At 43.5% G+C, this 25,645-nt stretch carries 25 protein-coding genes; 7 read left to right on the top strand and 18 right to left on the bottom strand.

What is annotated here, in order from left to right; genetic code table 11:
- Nucleotides 1–71 precede the first annotated feature (71 nt).
- On the bottom strand, nucleotides 72–908 hold the full coding sequence (locus KJ365_RS06830; protein WP_250884059.1) for a heme/hemin ABC transporter substrate-binding protein: 837 nt from the start codon (nucleotides 906–908) through the stop codon (nucleotides 72–74).
- Between the two features lie 94 nt (nucleotides 909–1,002).
- On the opposite strand from KJ365_RS06830, the gene KJ365_RS06825 reads away from it, so the two are divergent.
- Nucleotides 1,003–3,288, top strand: a complete 2,286-nt coding sequence (locus KJ365_RS06825) for a TonB-dependent hemoglobin/transferrin/lactoferrin family receptor (protein WP_214450874.1) — start codon at nucleotides 1,003–1,005, stop codon at nucleotides 3,286–3,288.
- A 219-nt stretch (nucleotides 3,289–3,507) separates the two neighbouring features.
- Here KJ365_RS06825 and KJ365_RS06820 read toward each other — a convergent pair whose 3' ends face one another.
- Together KJ365_RS06820 and KJ365_RS06815 are read right to left on the bottom strand one after the other, a co-directional pair.
- Nucleotides 3,508–5,244, bottom strand: a complete 1,737-nt coding sequence (locus tag KJ365_RS06820) for an amidohydrolase (RefSeq protein ID WP_214450873.1) — start codon at nucleotides 5,242–5,244, stop codon at nucleotides 3,508–3,510.
- Nucleotides 5,245–5,552: 308 nt separating this feature from the next.
- Complete coding sequence (locus KJ365_RS06815; protein WP_214450872.1) at nucleotides 5,553–5,960, bottom strand: DUF4149 domain-containing protein; 408 nt, start codon at nucleotides 5,958–5,960, stop codon at nucleotides 5,553–5,555.
- Between the two features lie 407 nt (nucleotides 5,961–6,367).
- On the opposite strand from KJ365_RS06815, the gene KJ365_RS06810 reads away from it, so the two are divergent.
- Together KJ365_RS06810 and KJ365_RS06805 are read left to right on the top strand one after the other, a co-directional pair.
- Nucleotides 6,368–6,562 carry a DUF8622 domain-containing protein gene (locus tag KJ365_RS06810; RefSeq protein WP_214450871.1) on the top strand — a complete coding sequence of 65 codons (195 nt, stop codon included), beginning with the start codon at nucleotides 6,368–6,370 and terminating at the stop codon, nucleotides 6,560–6,562.
- Nucleotides 6,563–6,901 (top strand): hypothetical protein, encoded by a 339-nt coding sequence (locus KJ365_RS06805; protein ID WP_214450870.1) that lies wholly within the window; start codon nucleotides 6,563–6,565, stop codon nucleotides 6,899–6,901.
- A gap of 85 nt (nucleotides 6,902–6,986) precedes the next feature.
- On the opposite strand, the gene KJ365_RS06800 is transcribed toward KJ365_RS06805, so the two are convergent.
- From KJ365_RS06800 to ilvD, 9 genes are all read right to left on the bottom strand, one after another.
- Complete coding sequence (locus KJ365_RS06800) at nucleotides 6,987–7,547, bottom strand: DUF2780 domain-containing protein (protein ID WP_214450869.1); 561 nt, start codon at nucleotides 7,545–7,547, stop codon at nucleotides 6,987–6,989.
- 144 nt (nucleotides 7,548–7,691) lie between these two features.
- The gene (locus KJ365_RS06795; RefSeq protein ID WP_214450868.1) at nucleotides 7,692–8,363 is read right to left on the bottom strand and encodes an Npun_F0296 family exosortase-dependent surface protein; all 672 of its coding nucleotides are present in this window, start codon (nucleotides 8,361–8,363) and stop codon (nucleotides 7,692–7,694) included.
- Nucleotides 8,364–8,587: 224 nt separating this feature from the next.
- Nucleotides 8,588–9,160, bottom strand: a complete 573-nt coding sequence (locus tag KJ365_RS06790; RefSeq protein ID WP_214450867.1) for a LemA family protein — start codon at nucleotides 9,158–9,160, stop codon at nucleotides 8,588–8,590.
- A gap of 9 nt (nucleotides 9,161–9,169) precedes the next feature.
- Nucleotides 9,170–10,198: a hypothetical protein gene (locus KJ365_RS06785; RefSeq protein ID WP_214450866.1), complete on the bottom strand. Its 1,029-nt coding sequence runs from the start codon at nucleotides 10,196–10,198 to the stop codon at nucleotides 9,170–9,172.
- Between the two features lie 109 nt (nucleotides 10,199–10,307).
- A complete protein-coding gene (purT, locus tag KJ365_RS06780) occupies nucleotides 10,308–11,510 on the bottom strand; it encodes a formate-dependent phosphoribosylglycinamide formyltransferase (protein ID WP_214450865.1) in 1,203 nt (400 codons plus the stop codon).
- 63 nt (nucleotides 11,511–11,573) lie between these two features.
- A complete protein-coding gene (locus KJ365_RS06775) occupies nucleotides 11,574–12,590 on the bottom strand; it encodes an alkaline phosphatase D family protein (RefSeq protein ID WP_250884058.1) in 1,017 nt (338 codons plus the stop codon).
- Between the two features lie 247 nt (nucleotides 12,591–12,837).
- Nucleotides 12,838–13,302: a YchJ family protein gene (locus KJ365_RS06770; RefSeq protein WP_214450863.1), complete on the bottom strand. Its 465-nt coding sequence runs from the start codon at nucleotides 13,300–13,302 to the stop codon at nucleotides 12,838–12,840.
- A 12-nt stretch (nucleotides 13,303–13,314) separates the two neighbouring features.
- Nucleotides 13,315–14,304, bottom strand: a complete 990-nt coding sequence (locus KJ365_RS06765) for a catalase family peroxidase (protein ID WP_214450862.1) — start codon at nucleotides 14,302–14,304, stop codon at nucleotides 13,315–13,317.
- A 44-nt stretch (nucleotides 14,305–14,348) separates the two neighbouring features.
- Nucleotides 14,349–16,025 (bottom strand): dihydroxy-acid dehydratase, encoded by a 1,677-nt coding sequence (gene ilvD / locus KJ365_RS06760; RefSeq protein ID WP_214450861.1) that lies wholly within the window; start codon nucleotides 16,023–16,025, stop codon nucleotides 14,349–14,351.
- A gap of 199 nt (nucleotides 16,026–16,224) precedes the next feature.
- Between ilvD and KJ365_RS06755 the strand changes: the two genes are divergently transcribed.
- Complete coding sequence (locus KJ365_RS06755) at nucleotides 16,225–16,677, top strand: DUF3010 family protein (RefSeq protein ID WP_214450860.1); 453 nt, start codon at nucleotides 16,225–16,227, stop codon at nucleotides 16,675–16,677.
- A 130-nt stretch (nucleotides 16,678–16,807) separates the two neighbouring features.
- On the top strand, nucleotides 16,808–17,728 hold the full coding sequence (cysD, locus tag KJ365_RS06750; protein ID WP_214450859.1) for a sulfate adenylyltransferase subunit CysD: 921 nt from the start codon (nucleotides 16,808–16,810) through the stop codon (nucleotides 17,726–17,728).
- A gap of 392 nt (nucleotides 17,729–18,120) precedes the next feature.
- On the opposite strand, the gene KJ365_RS06745 is transcribed toward cysD, so the two are convergent.
- A complete protein-coding gene (locus tag KJ365_RS06745; RefSeq protein ID WP_214450858.1) occupies nucleotides 18,121–20,253 on the bottom strand; it encodes a sensor domain-containing diguanylate cyclase in 2,133 nt (710 codons plus the stop codon).
- A gap of 73 nt (nucleotides 20,254–20,326) precedes the next feature.
- Nucleotides 20,327–20,746 carry a DUF1801 domain-containing protein gene (locus KJ365_RS06740; RefSeq protein ID WP_214450857.1) on the bottom strand — a complete coding sequence of 140 codons (420 nt, stop codon included), beginning with the start codon at nucleotides 20,744–20,746 and terminating at the stop codon, nucleotides 20,327–20,329.
- 167 nt (nucleotides 20,747–20,913) lie between these two features.
- Between KJ365_RS06740 and KJ365_RS06735 the strand changes: the two genes are divergently transcribed.
- Together KJ365_RS06735 and KJ365_RS06730 are read left to right on the top strand one after the other, a co-directional pair.
- Nucleotides 20,914–21,642, top strand: coding sequence for a transporter substrate-binding domain-containing protein (locus tag KJ365_RS06735; protein WP_214450856.1), 729 nt, complete (start codon nucleotides 20,914–20,916; stop codon nucleotides 21,640–21,642).
- Nucleotides 21,643–21,678: 36 nt separating this feature from the next.
- The gene (locus tag KJ365_RS06730) at nucleotides 21,679–22,632 is read left to right on the top strand and encodes a calcium/sodium antiporter (protein ID WP_214450855.1); all 954 of its coding nucleotides are present in this window, start codon (nucleotides 21,679–21,681) and stop codon (nucleotides 22,630–22,632) included.
- A 103-nt stretch (nucleotides 22,633–22,735) separates the two neighbouring features.
- Here the strand turns inward: KJ365_RS06730 and KJ365_RS06725 are convergent, their stop codons facing one another.
- From KJ365_RS06725 to KJ365_RS06710, 4 genes are all read right to left on the bottom strand, one after another.
- Nucleotides 22,736–23,320, bottom strand: a complete 585-nt coding sequence (locus tag KJ365_RS06725) for a hypothetical protein (RefSeq protein ID WP_214450854.1) — start codon at nucleotides 23,318–23,320, stop codon at nucleotides 22,736–22,738.
- A gap of 720 nt (nucleotides 23,321–24,040) precedes the next feature.
- Complete coding sequence (locus KJ365_RS06720; RefSeq protein WP_214450853.1) at nucleotides 24,041–24,298, bottom strand: hypothetical protein; 258 nt, start codon at nucleotides 24,296–24,298, stop codon at nucleotides 24,041–24,043.
- Between the two features lie 62 nt (nucleotides 24,299–24,360).
- Complete coding sequence (locus KJ365_RS06715) at nucleotides 24,361–25,017, bottom strand: hypothetical protein (protein WP_214450852.1); 657 nt, start codon at nucleotides 25,015–25,017, stop codon at nucleotides 24,361–24,363.
- A gap of 80 nt (nucleotides 25,018–25,097) precedes the next feature.
- Nucleotides 25,098–25,433: a hypothetical protein gene (locus KJ365_RS06710; RefSeq protein WP_214450851.1), complete on the bottom strand. Its 336-nt coding sequence runs from the start codon at nucleotides 25,431–25,433 to the stop codon at nucleotides 25,098–25,100.
- Nucleotides 25,434–25,645: the final 212 nt, after the last annotated feature.

The raw sequence follows: 25,645 nt of genomic DNA, 5'->3' as shown, positions 1-25,645 counted from the left end.
CTGTTTAATGTCAGTGTTGTATGGGTTGCTGGCCAACATCATCTATACCTTTGTTCTGCTTTACGGTTCACTTATGGGGCTGCATTGATTGCTTGTGCCATTTGCTTTGCAGCACTAGGTAAGCGTGGCGTTAGTCCTAAAAACAATAGAGAGTCGACCACCTGTATATTGCATCCATGTAGGCTTGCCCAGCTTGAAAGCGCTGGTGTCTTACATATTGCGTCGGTGCCCAAACCTCGCGTTTGATGTTCAGGCAAAAAGATTAGATTGGCCCCACTTGCCAATAGGGACTCACTGGATATTGGTTTAAAACCATCTAGGGATGCAAAAGGATTTTCTAGAGACAATACGTCCAGCAAAAGGTCGGGTACAGTATTGCTGCCGGCCGCCATAAGGCCGCGCTCATTTGCCGACATTAAAAATATAGGTGAGACGTTGTGCTCTACTTTTGGCAAGGCGCTAATTTGATTACGAATTTGTGCATTCAACGCGTCAGCCTCAGTGGTGCGACCAACACGCTGACCAATATTACTAATGAGGGTATAGAGTCCTTGCTCGCTTCGCTCTTGTTCAAAATAAAAAACGTTCACGCCCAGCGCTTCAAGTTGTTGTAACACCGCCTCAGGCCCTGCGCCCTTGATTGCAAAGATGTGCGTGGGCAGCATTTTTAAAACGCCTTCAGTGCTCAGCTGACGATAATATCCAATTTTTGGCAATGCACTCGCCGCCTCTGGGTATGCGCTGCTGGTATCACTTGCCACAATATTTGACCCCATGCCAAGAGCAAACAAAATTTCGGTCACACTGCCACCTGCGCTCACAATCCGCATGTCTTGATTGGCTGATGCTTGCGAGTGCGAAACAAAGAGCAAACCGGCGGCAATGACAATTTTTAACAACATGTTCATAAACATTATCTCAATTAATTTCAAAAACGTATTGCAAATGATAATAGTTCTTATTAGCATTTATGTAAATACCCAATCTTGTTAAAGAGTAAAAATGTTTAATTCAATGAATCATCAAGACCCAATACCCAAGTTACATAACAAACTTCCACATAAGTGCGCTGCATCTGCATTCGCTGTATTAACCTTATTAAGCGCGCCTGTACTTAGCAAAACCTTAGAAGACAATGCTGAGCTTTCTATGGAAAGTATTGAAACCATTAGCGTAAGCGGCACTCGTACCAGCAGAGAAATAAACGAAATTGCTGCCAGCGTTACTCGAATCAGCAGCGAAAAAATAGATGCCATAAGCGCCACAAATATTCGCGACATGCTGCGCTATGAGCCAGGTATTAGCGTCGAGGGTAACGGGCGTTACGGCCTATCTAGCTTTAATATTCGTGGCATCAATGGCGATCGCGTTTTGATATTATTAGACGGTGTGCCCATTGCCGATGAGTTTAGCTTTGGACCAAACTTATCTGCTCGCAGAGACTTTGTAGACATTGATCTTATTGGCTCCGTAGATATCGTGCGCGGCCCTGCATCTACATTATATGGCAGCGACGCCATCGGCGGTGTGGTCGCCTTTAAAAGTAAAGACCCAAGTGATCTTCTTGATACAGGAGAGTCGTTTACTGCCCGCGCTAAACTGGGTTTTGCTAGTGAGTCCAACCAGTATTTAGGCAATGCCTTGCTTGCGGGTAGCGTTAATAACTGGCAATGGCTGATCAGCGTTAGCCACCAGCAAAGCGACGAATTTGAGTCCTTTTTTACCAACGACAATCAACAAGGTAGCGAGCGCAAAAGCGCAGATCCGCAAGATAACGATGGTACTAACGGTCTAGCAAAACTTATCTACAGCGCATCAGATGAGCATCGATTTGAGTTAACAATCGATGGTGTAGACCAGCACTCAACCACTAACCTCTTGTCTGAAAGCGGCGAAGTATCCCGCGGTGTCATGACCACCGCCAGCCAAGGCATAGACTCGCAAGAGCGCGCTAGAATTTCTGGACAATATACCTACCAAGCCTCTAATAGTAATGCGCATCTTCAACGCATTCATGCGCTTGGCTTTTACCAAAAAACTCGCTCTGCCCAAGATACGCAAACCTCTCGCAACACTTTGGCGACACAAGCATTAAGCACGCGCACACGCTTTAGTGAGTTTGAACAGGATATTTCTGGCCTCTACCTGCAGTTCGACCATCGTTTTGACTTCTTTGGCAGTCATTATTTAATTTATGGGAGTAGCTATGAAAATACCGACTCTATTTCATTGCGAGAAGGACAAACACTGAGCGAAACGGGCACGGTGCTACCAGAATTTTCAGTGTTTCCCGCGCGGGATTTCCCGCCGTCGGAGCTGACAGAATGGTCGGTGTTTATTCAAGATGAAATCACGCTTTTAGATGGCAGCTTAACCCTCAGCCCTGGCCTGCGATACGACCGATTTAGTTTAAACGTGTCTAACGACCCAATCTTTTCATCAGCAAATCCTGGCGTTTCAGTTGAGGATTATAAAGATAATCAGGTTTCTGCAAAGCTTGGGGCCGTGTATCGACTTTCAGACCAATATTCTCTGTGGTATCAATATGCCGAGGGCTTTCGTATTCCACCTATGGACGACGTAAACGTTGGCTTTACTAATTTTGCGGGCGGCTACACCTCACTTGCCAACCCTGAACTAGAAGCCGAAAGTGTGGTGAGTCACGAACTCGGTCTAAGGGGATACTCACAAGCTTTTGAGTGGTCGGTGAGCGCATATGTAAATCAGTATGATGATTTTATTGAATCGCTAGCCGTTGTGGGCTTCAACCCAGAAACTAGATTATTAGAATTTCAAGCGCGCAATATTGATGAGCTAGAAATCACTGGCTTTGACCTGCAGGCAACATGGTTCTTAGGTGAGCAGTTCGACGCCCTGCAAAACTACTTAATTCGTGCATCTCATAGCTATCAAGATAGTGAAGATAAAAGTACGGGCCTACCATTAGATTCCCTGCTGCCTGCCCAAAGCGTTGTAGGCTTTAGCTACGGTGATTATGATTCGAAGTGGCGAGCCGAGCTTGCGATAACCTACACCGACCGAGCAACCGTCACACCAAGCACGGAGGCTGATATCCCATTCTTCCAAGCACCTTCACACACACTTGTTGACCTGATTGGCCACTATCAAGTGAATGAAGACGTGCGCATTAACCTAGGATTGTTCAATATAACAGATGAGGAGTACTATTTAGCTTCTGAGGTAAGAGGTCGCACAGAGGGTGAAAACTTGGCACGGTTTTCATCAGCGGGACGCAATGTATCTATGAATGTGGTGGTGAACTTTTAGCTTTTAAAGTAACGCCGTAAGCTCATAGGTGTAAGAACAATTTGCATGCTCCAGTCTTCAAGAAGCTCATTTCCAGACATAACAGAAAATAGTCTAGTGCTTATTTTCACATCGATTGAGCTGATGAGTTGGCTGCACAGCTTACTCGTAGATACGGCTCAATAGTGATTATACGGCTAGCAACCTAGCTAGCCGTGTAATCAATAATTGATAATGTTATTAGGCGCTCGGACGAGTGTATAACACATTGCCATTCTTAATTGTCTGTAGCACCAATATGTCTTGTATGGCATCAGGTTCAACTTCAACGGGGTTTGCATCTAGCACAACTAAATCAGCCAGCTTTCCAACTTCTATTGTCCCTTTTTCACTCTCTTCAAAGTGTTGATACGCGCCCCAAATCGTTATGGCTTGTAAGGCCTCATAAGGCGTTAATCGTTCACCCTCGCCTATTATTTCTCCGCTACGTGAGGTTCTATTTACCGCTGTCCAAACGACACGCATTAGGTTGGGCAAAGCAACCGGCGCATCGGTATGAATCGAGATTTTAAGGCCTTTATTCAGTGCTGTTCTGGTCGGGCTTATGCGTTTACCAAGGTCAGTACCAATAATTTGCGAATGCCAATCTCCCCAATAGTATGTATGCAATGGAAATAGACTCGCGATAACGTCAAGTTTCTTAAATTCATCAAGTTGGTCGTCTCTTACATACTGACCATGAATGAGCACATTTCGACGGTCGCCCACACCGAGTTCCTCTACAAGTGGCTTCATAGTTCGTATCATTTGATCCATTGCCGCATCGCCATTGGCATGGGTAAGTGTCTGCCAATTGTTTTCAAAGCCTTTTCTGTAAATCGCGATTAGATCGTCATCATTCGGGAATGCTGGGTAGCCTGAATAGTCTTTAGCAGCGCCATCTGGTGGAATTAAATAAGGGCTTGTTCGCCATGCAGTGCGCCCTTGAGGTGAACCATCTAATGTGACTTTCATACCGCCAATTCTGTAATGGTTAGTGTATTGCTCACTTTTCCACTTAGACTGCATGTATTTGTCTACAAACAAATAATCAATATACGACACAACATCTATTTTAAGCAGTTCTTGTTCGGCTAAAGACGCAAGCAATTCATGATTCTCCATTGCTCTTCCTTCCTGAGCGGTGGTATAGCCATAAGAGAGGGCCATTTCTTGTCCTGCAGCGAAAAACTTAGCGATTGCCTCGGGGCTAGTTGGACTAAGTGCAACCATCATATGCGGAATTGCAGCAAGTTCTTCTAACACACCATTGGGTTCGTTTGAGCCTTCTTCTCGGCGAATTAAGCCTCCCTCTGGATCGGGTGTATCTGCCATTATATTTAATTGTTCGAGGGCCACAGAGTTAACCATCGCAAAGTGTCCAGAAATATGCATCACCATGACGGGATGCTCGGTTGACACCCTATCAAGGTCATGTTTGGTTAAAAAACGTTTTTCTTCTATAACACTGTCGTCAAAGCCGGTTCCTACAATCCATCCAGTGAATGCTCTGTTCTCAGCTGTATTCCATTCCTGCAATGCTGTTACAGCGGCATCAACACTATTTATTTGTGCGTCTGGAGAAGGAAGCAACAGGGCATATATGGCTTGCGATGCGAAATTTGAGAAGTGTGCATGCCCGTCAACAAAGCCAGGCATCATCGTTTTACCCTCTAAATCTACTATTTCAGTGCTATCGTTTGCCTGTTTTAGTGCATCTTGCTTTGTACCAACAAATGCTATCTTCTCGCCCTCTACCAGCACAGCTTCAGCATAATTAGGCTGCTCACCTGCCATAGTCAATATTGCGCCGCCATGATATAGAGTGCTCGTTATCGATGTGTCATCCGCTTTGTTGTCTAGATTAGTAGGCTGTTTATTTTCAGTACATGCAAAAAGCGCACTAAATACGCACAGGAGTATTGCTATTCTTTTCATTCGAGGGTCCTTTGGGAGATGCTTTTGGTGGTAGTGTACGTATAGCATAGAACTAAAAAACTGAACACACCACCTTGCAAAATGATGAGTTAGTTGTTTTTTTCTTTCGTTTTCAATGTAAAGCATGAGGTACAGTCGCGAATGTTAGAAAAACATCCAAACATTCGTTCGCTATCAGTTTGTATCAGAAACACTCCTTTTAACTTTCACTCTTTAACCTTAATGCAAGCCTGTGAATACGTGCACCTTCTTGTGCCTTGCCTTACTTATTTGTTATTTGCATAGGCTAACATTGCCAATGGGAGTTTTTAGGTCAATAGCCATAGCGCAACAAGCATAATCAGCAATTGTAGGGTATTGATGCCCACGGTAGTCCGGTGGTGTCGAGTAAAATCAGATTTTCGCTCTTCGTCGCTGGCCTTGTTAGCCAAAGGCATAAATATTTGCCTTGATACGAAGAATAATAGAGCTGTAAAGCTAAAAGCTGCTAACAACCAATATCCATAATCCTGCTCTACTAAATAGTAAGAAAGAATGCTGAGGACGATCGCAAGAAGACCAAAATATAAGTAATAAAACGGAAAAAACTTTCTGATGAATGGGCGTGCAGTTTCGGATGGGAGCTTGATAAATATCAGCGGTGCGAATAAAAACTGAAAAGTAAGCATGCCGCCCAAAATAATGCTGACTATTAGTATTTGAATATACTCAAGCATAATCGTCCTTTGTTGATATAAAATATTAGGCCTTTGAAAGTGTAAAAAAAGCCGCAATGACTGCGGCTTTCCGTGCTTTGGCTAGCGTATCAGCCAGCCAGAGGGTTGACGAAATATGGTTAGTAAGTTCGCGCCCCACTCATAGCTGATTCGCCTTTGTTCAAAACACTCGACATATGATCACCTCCTTACAATATCTGCTTTAAGTATGCCAAAATTAGCATAGCTAAACGTTTTGTAAATAGTGAGTGGGCTAGAACAATTATTTAAACGCATAAAAGTGTAAACATTTTGATATGCACATGACGCTTTGAAGCGTTATAAAAAAGAAACGCTTCGCCAAGGTTTACTTAACTCTGGATATAAATTAGTGTGCTGAGGTTTATGGGCGCAAAAGGGATGGCAAGATGGGAAGTTCTTCTAGAGAGCGAAACGAGCGTGCTTGTGAATGCTGCTTTGTTTCTGCGAGCACGCTGTTTCGTGTGCGTAGCGACGCTAATCAGCCATGGAAGTTTTTATGCCAAGCCTGTCAACAAACCTTAAAATCCACTAGCAGCACGTATCTCTATGGTGGCACGTGGAAAAAGAAAAAGCGTAACTAAATGCCCCTTTCGCCTAAACAAAGACAAACTCTACAGCAGCATTATTTGTATCTTACTTCTGAGAAATTTCCAGAGTTAGCTCGCACTGGCGCGCTTAAGTCCCCGGTAACTGAAAATCACTGTTTTCAGCGAATTATGCTCGATAATGTATGCGGTGGTCAGTGGAACACCTTTATTGCTGCTCCAGCCTACCAGCATATGAGCGACCAGCAGCTAGTTCAAATGACGTCTATGTGCAACGACGTTCTTTGCGGCAAGGCAGATTTATTTACTCTTAATCGACAGTCACTCGTTTGGAGAAGTAAAATCAAAAGTCGGCAATTGACACTTTTTACTTAACAACAAACATATAGAAGCCTAAGAACTTTTTATTGCGACAAGGAAAACATGCCTTGCCATGAATCCGCCTTCAACACAGTCATCATTATAACTGTAAGTTGGTAAAGCTCTCCATTAACAACTGCTTTGCTTCTTGCCCCTCTGGAGTATCTAGGTAGTTTTGAGCTTGCTCAACAAAGCCCATAATCATCGTTGTATCAAGCCCGAGTGCTTCAAACTGCTTGTTTAACTCATTCACAGAGCCCAAAGAATCGCTGAACTGCGCTGCTTTATCTAATAAGCCACCTAAACCGTTCTGCTCTAAATTGCTCACGTCGGGCACGGCGCTAAGAATACTCTCGGCACCTGGTAACTGGTTTGCCAACGTTGCAAATTTTTCTTCGCCTAGACTCTGTTTTGCATAATTCATCAAGCTAGCGATACCACCACTGGCCTGCTCTTCGCTTATATTTAATGAGTTAGTCAAGTAGCCAATAAGCCCCTGCACATCGAGACTGCCGGTATTAAGCGCCGCTGCACTTGCCACAACCTCTTCTGCCTGCTCACCAAAACCTAAGGTATTAAGCAATGAACTCCACCAACTCTCTTCAGCCATTACTGATGTAGACACTAATAATGCGGCACTAAAACAAAGCACTTTTTTCATGGGGTATTTCCTTATAAATAATCTGGCTACAGTATAACCGCAGTCCGAAAAGTTTTGTCAATTAACGACACCGAGTTGAAGGTGTTTATGTAATGCCCACAAAAAAGCTCGTCTTAGAGACGAGCTTTTTCAACTTGAAATCACTTATTTTTTAAAACGGCCTAACGCGCCCATTGCTAAGATGCCTAAGCCTAGTAGACCTACTACTGATGGCGCAGATACGCGAGCAAACGCATGATTGTCGGTTTCAAACGCGAAGCTTGTGCTGACCAAGCGAACACTATCGAACTCCATACCGTTAGAAAAATTGAAGTTAACAAATCGATTTGACCGCCAGCTTGCCTGTGAACCGTTAGCTAGCAATGAGTCGATATTTCCACCGTTTACAGACGCTTGAAGAACACCGTCGTTTAAAAATTCGATAGTATTATATGTATCAACTGAGCCCCAGAAAAGGCCAAAGTAGTTATAATCACCATCTAAAGTGAAGGTTGCTGAACCATTTGATAATGGATTTGGAACCGTTAAAAAGCTCTCGCCAACAGCCGTTGCCATAAAGGGAGCTGCTGATTGGTTCACATTTCCGTTACTTTCACGTACTTGGTAATCTCCCGCACAAGATACATACTCAAGTGGGCAGTTTTGTGTTAAATCTGGAAATAAAACACCTAAGCCTTCAAAATCGATTGTAGTGGCGTTACTCACAGTGCTTTTTAATACACCTTCGTCCTCTACCGATACGATCACAGCCGCTTGGGTCAAACTAACGACAGACAACAATAAAGTTGCCGCTAAAGATGATTTTAAAATGTTCATAAATTTAATCCTTTACATACTTGCGATTTCCGCGTCTGATAGCCTCTATGCACAATTCGTTCCAAAATAAAAATCAAATAAAAACAATCACCTAAAAGCAATCAGCTTAATTGGTGTAAAAATTTCTGACATTTACTATCAGGGCAAACTTACAAACACCTTTGTGCGAAGTCGGCCACAAGTTACATCATCACAGCCCAGCACTGGTATTAAAATAATACAGGTTAGAAGTTAGGCTTGTAATCAAACCCTTCGCTCGCTTGTTTATCTGAAAACACGTCGATGCGTTGCTGCTTGTTGAGCATTTGGTTCACCAAGCTGTTAGGGAAGATCTCAATGCCTTCGTTAAAGGCTTCAACATTTTGGTTAAAGATGCGGATGGCGGCGCCAATGTTTTCTTGCTGCTCAGTCATTTCGCGCATTAGGTTAGACATTAGGCCTGCGGTTTTTAAATCGGGGTAGGCCTCAACGGTGACGTTAATGCCGCCTTTTACTGCCTGCATTAATGACTCTATTTCGCCTAAACTTTGGGTATCAATTTGCTTGTCGTCTAAGTCGTTCATTTTTGAGCGAAGCTTAGTAATGTTTTCTAATATACTCGACTCAAACTCTTTATGCTCTTTGACCACTTGCTCTAAGTCAGGCAAGATTTTGTTCTTTTGACGCTCTTGCGTGATCACCCCTGCCCAAGCCCTTTCAACAGCATTCTTACGAGAAATAATGCCGTTATAAATACCCACTACAAATACAGCCGCTAGCACCACAATGGCGATGATGATAATGCTTGAAATATCCATTATAACTCCTTAAAAATTGCTGTCAGAGTGCCTGAGCACTTGTTCAATTGTTCTAAGCGCGCGATCTAATAAGCGTAACTTAGTTTGCCCAGCAAGTTCATCATAAAACTCAACGGGTTTTGTAAAATCATAGCGTTGGTTGCCCATGATCATGTTCTTATTTGCAAAAGAAAAACACATTAAACCGGTCGCGTCTATCTCTATATTGAGGTGTTGAAATAGGTTTGCCACCTCCTCAAGGGCCACCACCACCGCAGGCTTAAAAAACTTGGCGGCTTGCATTTCATCCACACTTCTTACCGTAAATAGTTTGTCAAAACGCAACGAACCTGTGGAGTAGCTCTGCGGATAAAGCCTTGGTGGTTTAAATCGATAAATTTGCAGGCTTTTAGCATATTTAAAAGGGATGATTAAACCGTACCGGTCAAATTTATCATACACCGTGCGCGTTCTGGTTTGGGTCCTGCCATTGGAGCTTGTCACGTAGGTTTCTGTGCGTTTATCGACATAATGAAAGTGGTAGTAGTCAAAGGTAAAGGTGTGAAATTCACCTTTATACTCGCCCCCTATCACCTGCTTGAACAAGCGTGTGTAGTTTCCTCTATCAAACTCAGCAAAACGAATTTGCATTTCTTGAGCATTAAATGGAGCTTTGATGCGCAAATTGTTATCTAGTAATGCATCTTTTTGAAAAGCCAGCTTGGCGATTTGTGCTACCTTTCGGTTATCGAGAAACACACGGCTGAAGCAAAAAATAGCGATGATGATGAAGATAATGTTGGTGAACACAACCCACTCATTTCCGTTAACATCCCAACGCGGTAAAAACGACCAGCCTAATGTGGGCGCCATTATCCATATCAGGGCAATTAGACTCGCAGCTGCCCCAATTGCGATAGGTTGTTTGTGATTATATACAAGGGGCCGGCGGAAGTTCTTCGCCTTCTGTGCAGCGCGAAGAATATCATCGCTACTGGTAGCAAAAGTAATATCTCGCTCTAATGTTGCCACTAGACGTTTTAACTCTTTGTTAGACATGCCTCATCCTTAACCCCTCGCCGTATTAGTAAGCAGAGTCTGCAAGTCAAAGGGGGGTAAAACGATGCGCGTTATCATCATTGTGCTCCTAGAATCGCTCTTACTTATGCTAATCGCCAAGGTGAATGGTGACTGAGTCGGTAACATTTTTCGCGATTTGCACAGCATCATCGGTATTTGCTGCACGCGCGAGTGCGACCCCCATGCGTCTGCGACCATTTACCTCTGGTTTGCCAAAAAGTTTTAGGTCGGTATTAGGCTGACTTAAAGCATGCTCTAAATTGCTAAACGAAACGTCAGTAGACTCACCCTCGACCAACAACGCAACAGAAGCTGACGGCCCATGAAAATGAATGTTTGGGATTGGTAATCCTAAAAATGCGCGCGCGTGTAAAGCAAATTCAGATAAATCTTGAGAAATCAGCGTTACCATGCCGGTGTCGTGAGGGCGCGGAGATACTTCGCTAAAATACACATCATGTCCTTTGATAAATAACTCCACACCAAACAAGCCTCGCCCGCCAAGTGCGTTTGTCACTTTGCTTGCGACGTCTTTTGCTCGCTCTAATGCCTCGCCGCTCATCGCTTGTGGCTGCCAAGACTCACGGTAATCACCCTCTTCTTGCCTATGTCCAATAGGCTCACAAAATGATGTTCCGTCGCGGTGCACGATGGTCAAAAGCGTGATCTCATAATCAAAATCCACTAACGATTCAACAATCACCTTACCTTTACCTGCCCTGCCTCCCTCCTGCGCGTATTGCCATGCAAGGGAAAGATCTTCTGAGCTTTTCAGCAACGATTGCCCTTTGCCAGAAGAGCTCATAATGGGCTTTACAATGCACGGATAACCGATGGTTTCTACGGCATCTTCAAAGCTCTCCCACGTCTCTGCAAATTCATAATTTGAGGTGGGTAGATTTAGCTCTTCAGCGGCTAAACGCCGGATCCCTTCACGGTTCATGGTCAGGTGGGCAGCTTTGGCACTGGGCACTACATTAAACCCACGCTGCTCTAGCGCCATTAAGGCACTGGTGGCGATAGCTTCAATTTCAGGCACAATAAAATCAGGCTTTTCTTCTAACACAACTGCCCGTAACGCCTTCTCATCTAACATTGAAATGCAGTGACTGCGGTCTGCGACCTGCATCGCCGGAGCGTTTTCGTAACGGTCCAGCACGATGACTTCACAGCCTAAGCGTTTGAGCTCAATCACCACTTCTTTACCCAATTCTCCCCCGCCACATAAAAGGACGCGCTTTGCGCTTTTTGAAAAGGGCGTCCCGATGCTGACTGATGGCTGTGCGCTCATATGCTATTCCTTAATCATATTTTGTAGGTTCAAATCGTGAGGCTAACTGGTTATCACAATTGATTATTTAAACGAAAGCTCGGCTAGTTTAAATGAGGCTTGGTCAAACACCTTATTCCCCAGCCCATAAGCGGTAAATACCACCTCTGTATCTTCTAGCTTGTCGGCCCATTTTAGCTCTACGATGCCGTAATGGGTGTCTCTAACTACCTCTCCGACCCTAAAGGTATTTGGCTCCGAGACTGGGCGATAAGCTTGGGTCATGCCGCTAGAGGTAAAATCCCACATAGGATAGGGAATGCGATCATTTTTTTGTCCTGTATCTTTTGAGATTTCCATGAGATGACGGTCGCCACTTAAGAAAAATACGTTTTCAGCTTGGGCTGCATCAATCAAGCCATAGAGTAAATCCCGTTGACGAGGCATTGTTCCCCATGCTTCCCAACGATGCTCATAGGCAACCACCTGAATACTGCTAACAATAATTCTCACATCTGCTGGTATTAGCAACTGCTTAGCTAACCATAACCACTGGGCATCACCTAACATTGAGCGCTCTTTATCACCGGTTGGTAGGTAAGGACCAAAGCCTTCAGGGCGAGGACCAGGGCGTCTATTTAACTCATCACGATGATAGCGTGTGTCGAGCATAATGATTTGCACGCTGCGACCATGACTCTCGATAATTTTGCTATGGTAAATGCCCTCTTGCTGGCGGATCGGGTCGTCTTTTGCAAATTCAAAGAAGTCTAAAAAAGCTTGCTGGCTCTCTTTTTTCAGCGGGAACTCTTTACCTGCATCATTAAATCCATAATCGTGATCATCCCATGTGCCCATAAATGGCGTTGTGGCTCTAAATGCCGCAAACTCTGGCTTTGCCCAAACCGCATCATATGCTTCTTTAAATCGCGCAGGATCGGTAACCGGACCGCGAATGCGGTTCCCTTCATCATCAAACTGTACGTCGGCATATTGATTGTCACCAATGAATAAAAATAAGTCCGGCTCCATCGCCGCGATGTCATTCCATATTGGCTGCGGCTCTGAGTCATATGCACATGAGCCAAATGCGATCGTCATTTGATTTGCGTTAGCAAGTGTTGATAGGAAGAGAAAAGAGACAGTGAAGATTTTAAAAAATAATGAAACGTGTTTAAGCATGACAGCTTCCGTAAGTAATTTTGCAGCAGTGCACAATAATTGCGTAAATCCAAAAGCCTAAGGGCTATTTTTGACACTACTATGACAATTCAAGTGTAGACAAAAAACGATGTAATGCGAAGGCTTTGTGGGCTTTTCAGCGCATAAACTGACCCGCATTGCTATTTCAACGGCCACAACAACGTTTAAACTTTTTGCCACTGCCGCACACGCATGACTCATTGCGACCGATAGATAGTTTGCCAGAATCTGAGAGCATTTTGCCGGTGCTATAACGCCATTTGCCTTGCTCTTGCACAAAATCAGACAATTCATGCATCACATAAACGCCATCCGAAAGACGGTAATATGCCTTAAACTCTACTTGCTTGCCACTGGCGGCCACCACCTCTAAGCCAAGCCATGTTGTGCTTTCGCTATGCTCGGATAAGCTTTCAACAGTCAAACCTAATTGTTGTTGTGAGGCATAAGTGTGCAGGATATACGCGTAATCTTTTTTGCAGTAAGCGCTGTAGCGCGAACGCATCAGTGCTTGCGGGTTAGAGGGGAACTGCTGCCCTAAAATAAATGGCTCACAACATTTCGCGTACGTTTGTTGTGAGCCACATGGGCAAGCATTAGCAACTTGCATGTAGCAATGCGCCTATTGGTTACTCAAGCGCTTGCCAAATGAAATGCCGTACGCTGGTGAGCGCATTTTAAGCACCGGGTCGTCACTGGTTTTGATGCCGGCAGGCACAACGTTGGGATCAAAGTTTGTATTGTTACATGCATCACCACCCACCGCGCTTAAGGTCAATTTACCCATGGTAATGGTCGGTCTATCTGCTGGCCACTGTTGTGATGGGTCAATCACCGTATCTTCTTCATTGCCAATGCTGGCAATTAAGGTAAAGCTTACATCGGTACTTGCCACTTCTTGGGTAAGGCGTTCTTGCAAAAAGCCGGCAGGTAAAGTCGCTGCTTCATCTGCGCTTAAACCTTGTTGGCCTAAATCAGGGCTCAAATGCCATCTGAACTTGGTTTGCTCACCGGCATCATTTTCAAAAAAGAAGGTGTGAATCCCAAAATAATCTGAGCGAGCAAAAGAGGCAGGCGCAGGGTTACTTTGCGCAAAGCCAAGGGCTGCCTGCACGCTTGGGTTGGCCGCGATGTATGCGCCGGTCTTTGCTCTATCCACTACACCATTTTCATCTGGCAATAGGGTTTGTAAAAAACCAAAGAAGGTTTCTGGATCTTTACCCGTGAACACTGGAGTGTTGTTACCTGTGACATGATAAACACCACCGTCAGGTAAGCTTAATTTAATGCCTACACCGCGCGTACCCGGGGTGCGCTCATCGGCAGAAGGGTCAGTTCCACCTAATGAAAAGCGTATTTGTGCGGGCACGCTGGTCTGAGAAAAGAGTGTTGAGTTTGAATATTGCGCGGCTTCATTTGAGGGTTCAAAACTTCCACTGGCGCAAACACCCCTTGCGTGCGCTTTGCGCATCCCAGGAAACTCACCGCCTAATTTTGCGAATAGTTCAATAAAATCATTCGCGCTAACGCTCTGTGGCGCTTGTTGCGACAGTGCTTGGCCACTTAAGGTTAAAGCGCTGGCGATTAAAACCGATATTGTGCATTTTTTCATAGTCATCTCTTTATTTTTCTTATCGTAATTGTAAGTACGGTCATTTAGATTTTATCGGTCACCGCACCGGTAGAGGCCGAGCTAACGGTTTTGGCATATTTTGCCAGCAAACCGCGAGTGTAACGAGGTTTAGGTGGTTGCCACTGGGCCTTACGCGCAGCCAATTCGGCGGCGTCAACGTTTAGCGTTATTTCACGGGTTTGTGCATCAATGGTGATGCTGTCGCCATCTTTAATTAAGGCGATGGGACCACCTTCAATCGCTTCAGGCGTGACGTGCCCAACAACAAAGCCGCGGCTACCACCCGAAAAGCGTCCGTCGGTAATAAGCGCAACATCGCTACCAAGGCCTTTACCCATAATAGCAGACGTAGGGCTGAGCATTTCTCGCATACCCGGGCCGCCTTTAGGACCTTCATAACGAATAACCACGACATCACCTGCCACTACTTTACCGCTGATAATCGCTTCAAATGCTTGCTCTTCTGAGTCATAGGCTTTAGCAGTGCCGGTAAAGCTTAAACCCTCTTTACCCGTAATCTTAGACACCGCACCTTCTGTAGCGAGGTTACCGGTTAAAATAACCAAGTGACTGTCGGGCTTAATTGGCGTTGAAAATGGCAAAATAATATCTTGGCCTTCTGGATAATCTTCAACGTCGGCTAAGTTCTCTGCCATCGTTTTACCTGTCACGGTCATACAGTCGCCATGCAGCATGCCAGCATCTAGAAGTCGCTTCATCAACGGTTGAATGCCGCCAATTTCAATGAGCTCACTCATTAAATAACGACCACTAGGGCGTAAATCCGCAATTACTGGAGTTTTGTCCCCAATTCTTACAAAATCATCGAGCGTCACCTCAACACCGATTGCATCAGCCATCGCAATAAGGTGCAGTACTGCATTGGTGGAGCCACCTAAGGTAATAATAAGTGTAATGGCATTTTCAAACGCCTTTTTGGTCATAATGTCTGACGGTTTAATATCGTGCTCTAATAAGTACGCGATGGCCTTACCGGCATTGATACAATCTTGCTTTTTGCTATCGGATACCGCATTTTGTGCCGAACTATTGGGCAGGCTCATGCCCAACGCTTCGATGGCAGAAGCCAAGGTATTTGCCGTATACATCCCGCCGCATGAGCCAGGACCGGGAATGGCTGTCTTTTCAATTTCTTCCAACTGCGTGATGGGGATATCACCACTAGCATGGCCGCCCACCGCTTCAAACACCGACACGATGTCTGTATGATTTTTACCCGGTAAAATGGTCCCGCCGTACACAAAGATGGAAGGACGATTAAGACGAGCCAAACCCATGATGCAACCAGGCATGTTTTTATCACAACCGCCTATGGCAATAATACCATCGTGACCCATACACGCCGATACCGCTTCAATTGAGTCACAAATTACCTCTCTAGAGACTAAGGAATATTTCATTCCTTCGGTGCCCATTGAAATACCATCAGAGATGGTAATGGTGTTGTAGATAACACTTTTAGCGCCTGCACTATCAACACCCTTACCCACTTCTTGTGCTAGGTCGTTAATGTGCATATTACACGGCGTCACCATGCTCCACGTTGATGCAATGCCTACCTGTGGCTTTTTAAAATCATCATCGCCAAACCCAACTGCTCTGAGCATTGAGCGACTCGGCGCTTGTGCTGTGCCATCTACAATTTTGCGCGAATATTTGCGGGTATCATCTTTACTCATGGTTGGTCCGTTTGTTAGCTCAGAAAAGTTTTTTAATCATGATAGAGTTGTTCGCGTCTTTATACAATCTAAGGTCATGAATTCCTTCAATAGATCTGATGTATGTCACGAAAAATAGGCATAAACAAAAGGCATTTTTGCGGTATTATGAGCGCCATATTGCAAAATCTATATTAATTACTCAACAGTGGAGCTCAACATGCGGATTTGTGGCGTCGAAATAAAAGGCACTGAAGCAATCATCAGTATCTTAGAATATCGCGATGGATTATTTACTATTCCTGAATGTCGAGCGCGCAAAGTTGAATTTAGCAAACAAAACCGTGCTTCTGATTTACAATACTTTCAAAGCTCATTTGCCAAACTGATGACCGATTACAAAGTCAAAATGGTGATGATTAAAGAAAGACCTTTGTCGGGGAAGTTTTCGGGCGGCGGTCTTGGGTTTAAAATGGAAGCGGCTTTGCAGCTTATTGAAGACCTTGACGTGCAAACCATGAACGCAAGCACCTTAAAGGCCATTATTAAACGCAACCCTATACCGGTAGAGTTTGGCGAGACAGGTCTGAAAATCTTTCAAGAGCAAGCCTTTGCGGTAGCGTACGCGGCTCACATGCAGATTGAATATCCTAACGCTGCCGACCCACTATAAAAGCGCGTTTATAAGCAATGCTGGCATATGAAAGATGATCCGGCTCTAATGAGGTTGCTTTAAAAGCACCTCACTTACACGTAAACTATAGCGCTTAACTACTAAGACACTTTGTATCCAAGGATTTTGCATGGCGCACATGAACCACCTGAAACTACTAGAAGCTGAAGCGATACACATCATGCGTGAAGTCGCGGCCAGTTTCGATAAGCCCTGCATGTTTTACTCCATTGGTAAAGATTCTACGGTAATGCTGCACCTCGCACGCAAAGCCTTTTACCCCGACAAAGTCCCCTTTACGCTGTTACATGTTGATACCACTTGGGAATTCCATGAAATGGGTGAGTTTAGGGATAAACTGCGTGACAAGCTCGACCTTGATATTCAAGTGCACATCAATCAAGAAGCCCTCGATTTAGGTATCCACCCTATTGAGTCTGGGTCGGTCAAATATAACGACCACATGAAAACGATTGCTTTAAAACAGGCTTTAGATATTTACCAATTTGATGCAGCCTTGGGTGGTGCGCGTCGTGATGAAGAGAAGTCGCGAGCCAAAGAACGCGTATTTTCAGTGCGTAATCGCGACCACCAGTGGGATCCTAAACAGCAGCGCCCCGAACTTTGGTCGATATATAACACCCAAATCGACAAAGGCGAGTCGGTTCGCGTATTTCCTTTATCTAATTGGACTGAACTAGATATTTGGCTATATATTTTGCAAGAGCAAATCGACATTGTACCGCTCTACTTTGCCGATGAGCGCATGAGCTGGGTAGATGAAGATAGTGGACAACTCCTTGCACTTGACGACGAAAGAATGCTGCCCTATTTAACCGAGAAAGAAAAAGCCAGCTTACAAAAACGTTGGATTCGATTCAGAACCTTAGGGTGTTACCCGCAAACAGGCGCGGTATTGAGCCGAGCCACTACCCGCGAACAAATCGTCACTGAAATGATGCTCAGCAAAACCAGTGAGCGAGAAGGAAGACTGCTTGATAAGGACCAAACTGGGTCAATGGAAAAGAAAAAGCGCGAAGGGTATTTTTAAGCCGCTATTTATCGTTAACGCAAGACATAAAAAAAGGCCTCATAAAAATGAGGCCTAAAAAAACACACTATAGGGAAAAATACACAAAACACTTAAGAATTTGGTTCAAGCAACAACTCAATTGCTCTTACGTTACAACATTCTGCAAATGTTATGTCATACACCCTAATAGACCACAGGTATTCACAAAAAATTCCATTTAATTTCAATTTTTTCGAAAATAAAGATTAATCCACTTGTTTTTTCGATGGATCATCAAACGCAATCTGCACGCTGATGACTTCTCATGCCAATGATTTGCGCTGACCTTGGTCAAAAAAGTGTGGTAACTATTGAAGTATGATTAACAAGGCGTTGTACAAAGAAAAGGTTTTGCAGATGTTCCTATATTTTTAAATTTCACCAACACTAACGCGATTGCGCCCGCTACGTTTACTCTCATAGAGCTTTTCATCAGCAAGCTCAATTAACGTAATAAAATCTTGCGAGAAATCTGTGCTTACCTTTAGCACTCCCACGCTCACGGTCATCTCTATCATAAGACCATTGTATACAAAGGTACCCTCCTCGATAGACTTGTGAATGCTCTTCACGTATTCATCATGATTTTCATATTGATCACTGGCCAACAACATGATGTATTCTTCACCGCCATAGCGCGCGACAATATCGGTCTCTCTTCTACATTTACTTTGGATCAGGTGCGCCACTTCAGAGATACACGCGTCGCCGGTAACATGACCGAAGGTGTCATTTATCTCTTTGAAATGGTCAATATCGATGATCGCTAGGGTAAATGGCTTTTTATGCCTCTGATAATATTTGTAAGTATTTTTAGCCAAGCTGTCGAAGGCGCCACGATTGTAAAGCCCAGTTAATGAATCTGTTTGAGATAACGTAACTAGGGCCTCGTTGAGGTCTTGTAACGATTGGGTTTTATCTTCCACTTGCGCTTTGAGTTCACTCTGAAAATCTTCAGAAAGCTTCTGGTACTTGATGACGTTATTAGTCACATTTTCCATTTCTTTACTGATTTTGGAGGCGGCAATTATGCGCTTGTCTGCCCCTTTACCACTCATGACTTTTTCTAAGTTCAACAGCGGGATAACGATTTTGGCCGCAAGGCCTTTAGATAAAATGGTGATAAACAACATGCTCGAGAGCAACGTGATTATGATAAGTAAAAAGTACTCTGTTACTTCCTCAAACACTCTGATGGGAGGCGTAAACGCGTATATCTTCCAACCCCTCTCGTTTTCAAGCGCGACATACAAATAATCGCTGTCGTTAATTTTCATTGCACGTTGGTCCGCTGAAAACGGGTGTGGGCCGGAGTTTTCAACAAAAGTGTCGAGCTGGTTCAGGCCGAGTGCTGGTGTAGAATAAATAATAGAATCTTCATCATCAACAAGCAAAACTGAAATTTGGTTGTTTTCAAACGCGTTAAGTACACTTTCATCTACGAACTTATCGAGCTTTATTGCCGCCTGCAACAATCCATTAAATTCATTGTTTAACAGTATTGGCGCCGTTATAGCAACAATATCGAAATTCCCTAACCCGCGCCCTCTAATAGCACGAGAAACTACAGGTGCTAATGTGCGCTTGGTGTCGTGAAAGTATTTTCTATGATTGATATTTATATCTGACAGGTCGGGCAACATAGCCGCATATCGTTGTGGCGCGGCAATAATTACCGTTGCCTCTTTGTTGGTTAACACCATGCTTTCAATGTTGACGCTTGTGGTCGAAATTGCATTGAGCATTTCATTAATAGCATCTTTGTTTAACTCACCGGCGTTTATAATGTCGGCGGTGCTTCGCAAGGTATGGATTTTGCTTTCAAACATGCCCTGAAGACTTCGGTTTAATTCTTGTACGGCTTGGCTCATTTCGCCGTTTAATCTGTCTTCACTGAGCTGCGCTGAACGCCAGGCAAAAAACAAGGTGACTAACACAACGGGTAAAATAACGCTTACTGTATTTAACTCAAAAACAAGCTTGGAAAACTCAGGGGTTTCTTGCATTGAGAAACGCCGCTGTATTGGCAGAGGCAATAACCAAACTGCCAAGAGCGACACGAACGCGCTAGCATACGCGCTTAGAACAAAAGCAAAAGCAACAAACACGGCTGACTGAAAGTCTAGAGAAAGCGTGAAATACAAAAACAAACTGGTGACGGGTAATCCCACAAAGAACCAGAAAAAGGATATGGCGCTTAAAAATCTGAACTTCTTTCGTAATAAAGTCGCGACACATACAAACTCAAGTACATGCACGCCCACAACAAATAAGTTTCCATATGACAATAAGACAGGAGCAACAGCAGCGATAAGCACAGCAAGCGCATAGCGAAGCGGCAAGGTCAGCAAAGCAAATAATACAAACATGCTGCCCAAGAATAAATTAACACTACCAAACACACTAATGACAAAGAACAAATTTAACACAGCCGCGCCTACCGACAATATCAGGGTAGTCAGCACAACAGCTTGCTTATTCAACAATGTAAAGTGTTCTTTCATGTAAGGGTTAACGGCCTGATTCAAAAGAAGTTAAGCATTTCTTGCATCATAATTTGTGGTGGTATAGAGGATACTAAAGAGGATATTTTTTACCCATTAAATTCCAGTCCTCTTGAATCATTTTATAAAGCGTATTTATATCCACATCGGCTAGCTTGTTGATATTTAAACAGGCTCTACCATGCTTGAACTTTCCGAGACTACTCAACTGTTCAGCATGCTGGCCAACCCCTGACATTAAATACACGCTTATGTATTGTTTGCGCGGTGAGAACGCACTTTTCATCCAACACTGCTCTTTTCCAGCAGCGTTTAAATAGCGGTACTCACCAAAGCCTACTATTGAATCACCCCACATTTTAGGCTTCTCATCAGTAATACGCATGTATTCATTGAGTAGCATTTGAGCATCCTGTTGACGAACCGGGTGCGCTATATTATGAATAAAATGCTCAACTGAATTATCGTTCATTTGGGTTTTTAACGTACTCATAATGCACTCATGCTGAAAAGTCTTCGTTCAAACTACCAATAATTGCCAATAAGTGAAAGCAACATATCAAGCGCCTTTGTTGTTTTTTTGGCCTAAAAATAGGTTTTCTACATAATATCGCCAGTTCTGACTATACTTTGATGCATTACTCTAGCAAAGGAAGTGATGTGAAGTCGCTAGTTACAATCGCAATATTCTTAGCAACATGCTTGGCGTCAGCGTCTGAGCCAATTTTGCTGATGTATGATGTGCGAGCACCCTATATTTTTGCTGAGGACAACAATACCATCACAGGCTTGACGGCAACCCCCTCTGCTGCAGCGTTTAGATTGGCAAACATACCCGTGAGAAACGTCGAAGTGTCTACCAATAGGCAGCTATCTGTTATCAAGTATAACGAATCTATGGCCTGCGGTATTGGGTGGTTTTCCATAGCGCAAAGACAAGCGGTTGCCCGTTTTACCAAGCCAATCTATCAAGACCGTCCGCTTGTTGTGGTCAGCCGTATTGATGCCGATAAGGTGCATCTGCACACGTCCCTTGAAACACTAATAGCCGATGGAGCGTTAAGCCTACTTGTAAAGACGCAGTATTCATATGGTTCGCAAATCGATGCATGGTTGAATAAATATGAACCTAATCGCTCTGCTGTGACGCTAGACAACTATGGGATGTTGCGCATGATTGACGCAAAGCGCGCCAACTATATGTTGATGAGCTTTGAAGAGGCCACGCATTATATTACCAATGCACATTTTGAAAATGCGGCAGCGCTTAAGTTTGCAACCTTGATGGATTCACCCAGCGGAAACCTTCGTCATTTGATGTGCTCTAAGTCTGTGCCTGTCGAAATCATTGAAAGGTTAAATGCAGTCATTGAGGGAGATATTTTATAAACACCATGATCAAGCCTCTTTTAGGAAGGTAATTTTATGCTCATAGCAGTTCTAGCAATGGTAATTGGTTTGGCACTGCTTGTATTTAGTGCTGACCGTTTTGTAGGAGGCGCTTCATCGGCAGCTCATCACATGAAAGTGCCTCCGTTACTGGTGGGTATGATTGTGGTAGGGTTTGGTACATCCGCGCCAGAAATGACGGTTTCGGCGCTTGCCGCATTAGACGGTAACCCAGGTCTGGCGCTGGGTAATGCTTATGGTTCAAACATCTCTAACATCGCGCTAATTATTGGTTTAGTGGCGCTGGTCAGCCCTATCGCTGTGCAATCACAAATTGTAAAAAAAGAGCTCCCTGTTTTGCTCGCAATTACATTGTTTGCTGGCTGGCAACTATTTGACCATAGATTAAGTACATTTGACGGCTGGTGCCTAATCGGTGCGTTTTTCGCCGTTCTCGTCTGGTCCATTTGGCAAGCATCACACCACCCAAAAGATACATTAGTGGGCACACAAGAAACGCAAAGCTTGTCGGTCAAGGCCGCTATATTCTGGCTAGTGGTAGGATTGATTTTGATGATTATTGCCTCTCGCCTGCTGGTTTATGGCGCGGTATTTGTTGCCCAAAGCTTAGGAGTGAGCGATTTAGTCATAGGACTAACGGTGGTTGCTGTAGGTACATCTCTACCTGAATTAGCATCTTCATTGATTGCAATAAAAAAAGGCGAGCACGACATTGCCTTAGGTAATGTGATTGGCTCAAATATGTTCAATACCCTAGTGGTTACCGGCATCGCAGTATTGATACAGCCTATTGATATCGACCCGATATTTTTATCTCGCGACTGGACGCTCACACTTGCTCTAACTGCAGCGCTCTTTTTTATGGGTATTGGGATCAAGAAACAAGGGCGCATCAACCGTGTGGAAGGGGCAATGTTACTCGGGGTATTCTTCGCTTACACAGGGTATTTAGTGGTGACTGCTTTTTAGCGCATAAGGTGGTTTGAAAAGCGACCAGTGGCCGCTTTTATGTAACTTTAAGATACGTTGATGGGCAATTAAAACTAAACCCAAGCAGAGCAGCCGTATCAGGCTATTTCTCTAAGGTTTTATTAGCCATACTGCTTGCTGTATAAGGGTTGCTGAGTAAGTATGTAAACACTTCCCATCGTCTTTCAGGGTTGTCTGTTGTGCCGCCATTTCGCTCAATAAAGTCGGCAACCAAGTCTTTGCCTAAGTTATAGTTGATGACATAGCTACGGTACTTATCAATAAAGCTCATACTCTGCAAAGCTCGCTCTGGTGACATTAAGAGGTACTTTTGCACCAATGCAGCGCCGCCTTCCCTATCAACATCGCCATTAATATATGCGCGCGCGACTTCGTTACGGGCGTAAGAGAGCTTTGCGCGTAAGGCTAAAATTTCATAGTACAAATCTGCTTGGGCCGGGTCGATGCCTGCTAACGGAAACAGCACTTCTTTTTCAAACTCAATACGACTTTCACCAGGAAAGGCTACGTCGATGCCATAATTGGCACTACCCTCAGCAATTAACGACTGAGGAGAAAACAGCGGATAAAGTGAGTACTCAATCCATCCTTGTTGCTTGGATAAATTTTGCTCCAAACGCATTAAGATTTCGCTTTGCAGTATCAGATATAACCATGGCGAATTCACTTTAATTCAAATACTATATTAATGTCATTAGCACAGGTGAGTATTTTAATATCGATTCATTAATCGAAGGCTTTGGCGTTTCAATCTTAACTAAAGCTCGGCCTGGCTTTTTATCTCTGTGCTTCCAATCACTTTTTCGAGCGCGGAATGTTTGCAGGTTGATACCTGGCGCTCACAAAACGCTTTGATGTTTAAACCGCTATTTTGCTGCTCATCAAAATTTGCAGCCACTGGGCTTTGGTTCGTCGTTTGTTTTGCATAAAGACCTCCAATTGATAGTTGAGGTCTTATGTTGCAGGGTTGGACTTAACTTGGAAATATGTGGTCTACTGTACGCTCACGGTACATGTGTACCCGTCTGATTTTGTTTGAGAATAGCCATTATCTGACTGTCTGAATATTTTGACTTTCGCATGTGAAAACTCCTTCGTTTTAGTTTACTGGAATTTTCTACTTATGACTGCTTTAGTTTTTTGGGGAAATTACAAAGCCGTCTTGCTGATTAACAATAAAACGGCTTTCCGCTAGCGGCTTTGTTAACGGCCGAAATCCTCTACAAGTGCAATCGCCAAGACAAGTACGCTGCAAACCAGGATGATATGTAGCTATTCTCGGCGGTCTTCACGGAGCATTTCAGTGAGGTGCGCATGCTATGTTTTTACTTTCATACAATCCCTCTTTTCAAGTTAGATGTTATGGTCGCCTATGTATCTTTTTTAGTTATAAAGTAAAAACTACGTCACCATTTCTAAAAAACACAAAAAGAATCACCGACAAAGCAAACAATGCTGCACTTAATATCATTTGATTGCGTTTTTTGAGACTAAATTCAACGGAATCTTGATCAGCTTTCTTTACAAAACCGTTAATGCCGCCAGAACCGGCGCTTACACTAAAGGACGAAAGGCTTCCGAAACCAATCATTAAGCTAATGGCTAATAAGATTAACGCTAAAACATCTGTTTCATATATATTCACTCAGTCACCTCATTTGCAAATACTACCATCTCTTTGAAGGCGAAAATAAAGAATAAAGCTGCCTATATATGGACAAATAAATGTATAAAACATAACAGCCTACCGTAATCGTTGCTAATTTTACCCGTTACAACAAATGAAAACTCAAAATTACTACCTAATTCATCAAGTACAATTTGGTTAACCTGAACATCTTTTACGCTTTTAAGATAAAGCTCTGATTTTAAACCATCTATTTTTTGCAATTGAATAGCAAATAAAAGAACAATAATCGCACTAAGAATTACAAGTGATTTACCGATAGACTCTGAGTTTTTGCTATCGCCTTCCTCGTTAACATTTTTAAAAGAAGGGACAAATTTCCTCCGAAAGCAGTAAAACGCAATACCATAGTATGTTGCAAATAGAATCAAGTGAGAGTTAAACACTCCATCATAAGTGCTCCAATCTGGCAGAGTAATTGATTCCCAATAAAATACGACAGATGAAGCTACTATAAGCACCTGAAGAATTGATAAAAAGTTATCGATATTGCTTTTGTACATTGCCAACGATAACTGCGACATGAACTTTGATACACCAAAAGCACACGAATAGAAACCTATAGCGACAATCAAAGACAAAATCACACGTAGTAATAAATTCAAATCTACCTGCAAGTCAAAGCATAAGGCTTGATATATAGGAATTGCTATACCGAGCAACACTAATACCATCACACTCCATCCTTTTGTAAGGATGGAGAATATATGTCTTGAACAGTTAATAAATAAATCTTTAATCAATTAAAAAAGCTTCTCTAGTCTAATATTTCTTTAATTTTGTTCATCGTTTCTGGAATAGAAATTGTTGTGCTTTGTTGTACTTTAACATCGCCCGATATATCTATACCAGCACCAACCACATTGTTCGTAATAGAACCTTCACCAGTCGAAGACATACCTCCAGTTGCAGAATTTGGTTGCCCAGATATATTTTCTACACCATTTTCACTAATCTTAATACCAACTAAATTAGTACTACCTCCACCACCAACTGTTGTGTCACCGACTTGAACGGCACCACTGTGATTTAAGTTTGCTGTAATGGTTGTAGAAGACGAGTTACCCGTTGCTTTACTGGGACTTTCAGTCACAGTGTAGCCTCCAGAAGCTTTACCTGCTGCACCAGATTTAATAGCTACAGAACGATCATAAGTAACCTCATTGTGTGTAGTATCGTATGAAAAGGAAATACTCCCACCTAAACCTACCCCTTTAGCTATATTGAAAGAAAATTGAACGGTGTGTTTCTCTTCCCCGTTAGGGTCTGTATATTTATAAGGATTATTCGCTACATATGAATAAC

The sequence above is a fragment of the Glaciecola sp. XM2 genome, from assembly GCF_018595715.1.
Lineage (GTDB): Bacteria > Pseudomonadota > Gammaproteobacteria > Enterobacterales > Alteromonadaceae > Glaciecola.
Note: the sequence above shows the minus strand (reverse complement) of the source record. Positions and strands in the feature narration are given on the sequence as shown.

Coding starts and splice junctions, on each gene's coding strand:
- KJ365_RS06830 (WP_250884059.1), bottom strand. CDS start 908: ATGAACATGTTGTTAAAAATTGTCATTGCCGCCGGTTTGCTCTTTGTT.
- KJ365_RS06825 (WP_214450874.1), top strand. CDS start 1,003: ATGTTTAATTCAATGAATCATCAAGACCCAATACCCAAGTTACATAAC.
- KJ365_RS06820 (WP_214450873.1), bottom strand. CDS start 5,244: ATGAAAAGAATAGCAATACTCCTGTGCGTATTTAGTGCGCTTTTTGCA.
- KJ365_RS06815 (WP_214450872.1), bottom strand. CDS start 5,960: ATGCTTGAGTATATTCAAATACTAATAGTCAGCATTATTTTGGGCGGC.
- KJ365_RS06810 (WP_214450871.1), top strand. CDS start 6,368: ATGGGAAGTTCTTCTAGAGAGCGAAACGAGCGTGCTTGTGAATGCTGC.
- KJ365_RS06805 (WP_214450870.1), top strand. CDS start 6,563: ATGCCCCTTTCGCCTAAACAAAGACAAACTCTACAGCAGCATTATTTG.
- KJ365_RS06800 (WP_214450869.1), bottom strand. CDS start 7,547: ATGAAAAAAGTGCTTTGTTTTAGTGCCGCATTATTAGTGTCTACATCA.
- KJ365_RS06795 (WP_214450868.1), bottom strand. CDS start 8,363: ATGAACATTTTAAAATCATCTTTAGCGGCAACTTTATTGTTGTCTGTC.
- KJ365_RS06790 (WP_214450867.1), bottom strand. CDS start 9,160: ATGGATATTTCAAGCATTATCATCATCGCCATTGTGGTGCTAGCGGCT.
- KJ365_RS06785 (WP_214450866.1), bottom strand. CDS start 10,198: ATGTCTAACAAAGAGTTAAAACGTCTAGTGGCAACATTAGAGCGAGAT.
- purT (WP_214450865.1), bottom strand. CDS start 11,510: ATGAGCGCACAGCCATCAGTCAGCATCGGGACGCCCTTTTCAAAAAGC.
- KJ365_RS06775 (WP_250884058.1), bottom strand. CDS start 12,590: ATGACGATCGCATTTGGCTCATGTGCATATGACTCAGAGCCGCAGCCA.
- KJ365_RS06770 (WP_214450863.1), bottom strand. CDS start 13,302: ATGCAAGTTGCTAATGCTTGCCCATGTGGCTCACAACAAACGTACGCG.
- KJ365_RS06765 (WP_214450862.1), bottom strand. CDS start 14,304: ATGAAAAAATGCACAATATCGGTTTTAATCGCCAGCGCTTTAACCTTA.
- ilvD (WP_214450861.1), bottom strand. CDS start 16,025: ATGAGTAAAGATGATACCCGCAAATATTCGCGCAAAATTGTAGATGGC.
- KJ365_RS06755 (WP_214450860.1), top strand. CDS start 16,225: ATGCGGATTTGTGGCGTCGAAATAAAAGGCACTGAAGCAATCATCAGT.
- cysD (WP_214450859.1), top strand. CDS start 16,808: ATGGCGCACATGAACCACCTGAAACTACTAGAAGCTGAAGCGATACAC.
- KJ365_RS06745 (WP_214450858.1), bottom strand. CDS start 20,253: ATGAAAGAACACTTTACATTGTTGAATAAGCAAGCTGTTGTGCTGACT.
- KJ365_RS06740 (WP_214450857.1), bottom strand. CDS start 20,746: ATGAGTACGTTAAAAACCCAAATGAACGATAATTCAGTTGAGCATTTT.
- KJ365_RS06730 (WP_214450855.1), top strand. CDS start 21,679: ATGCTCATAGCAGTTCTAGCAATGGTAATTGGTTTGGCACTGCTTGTA.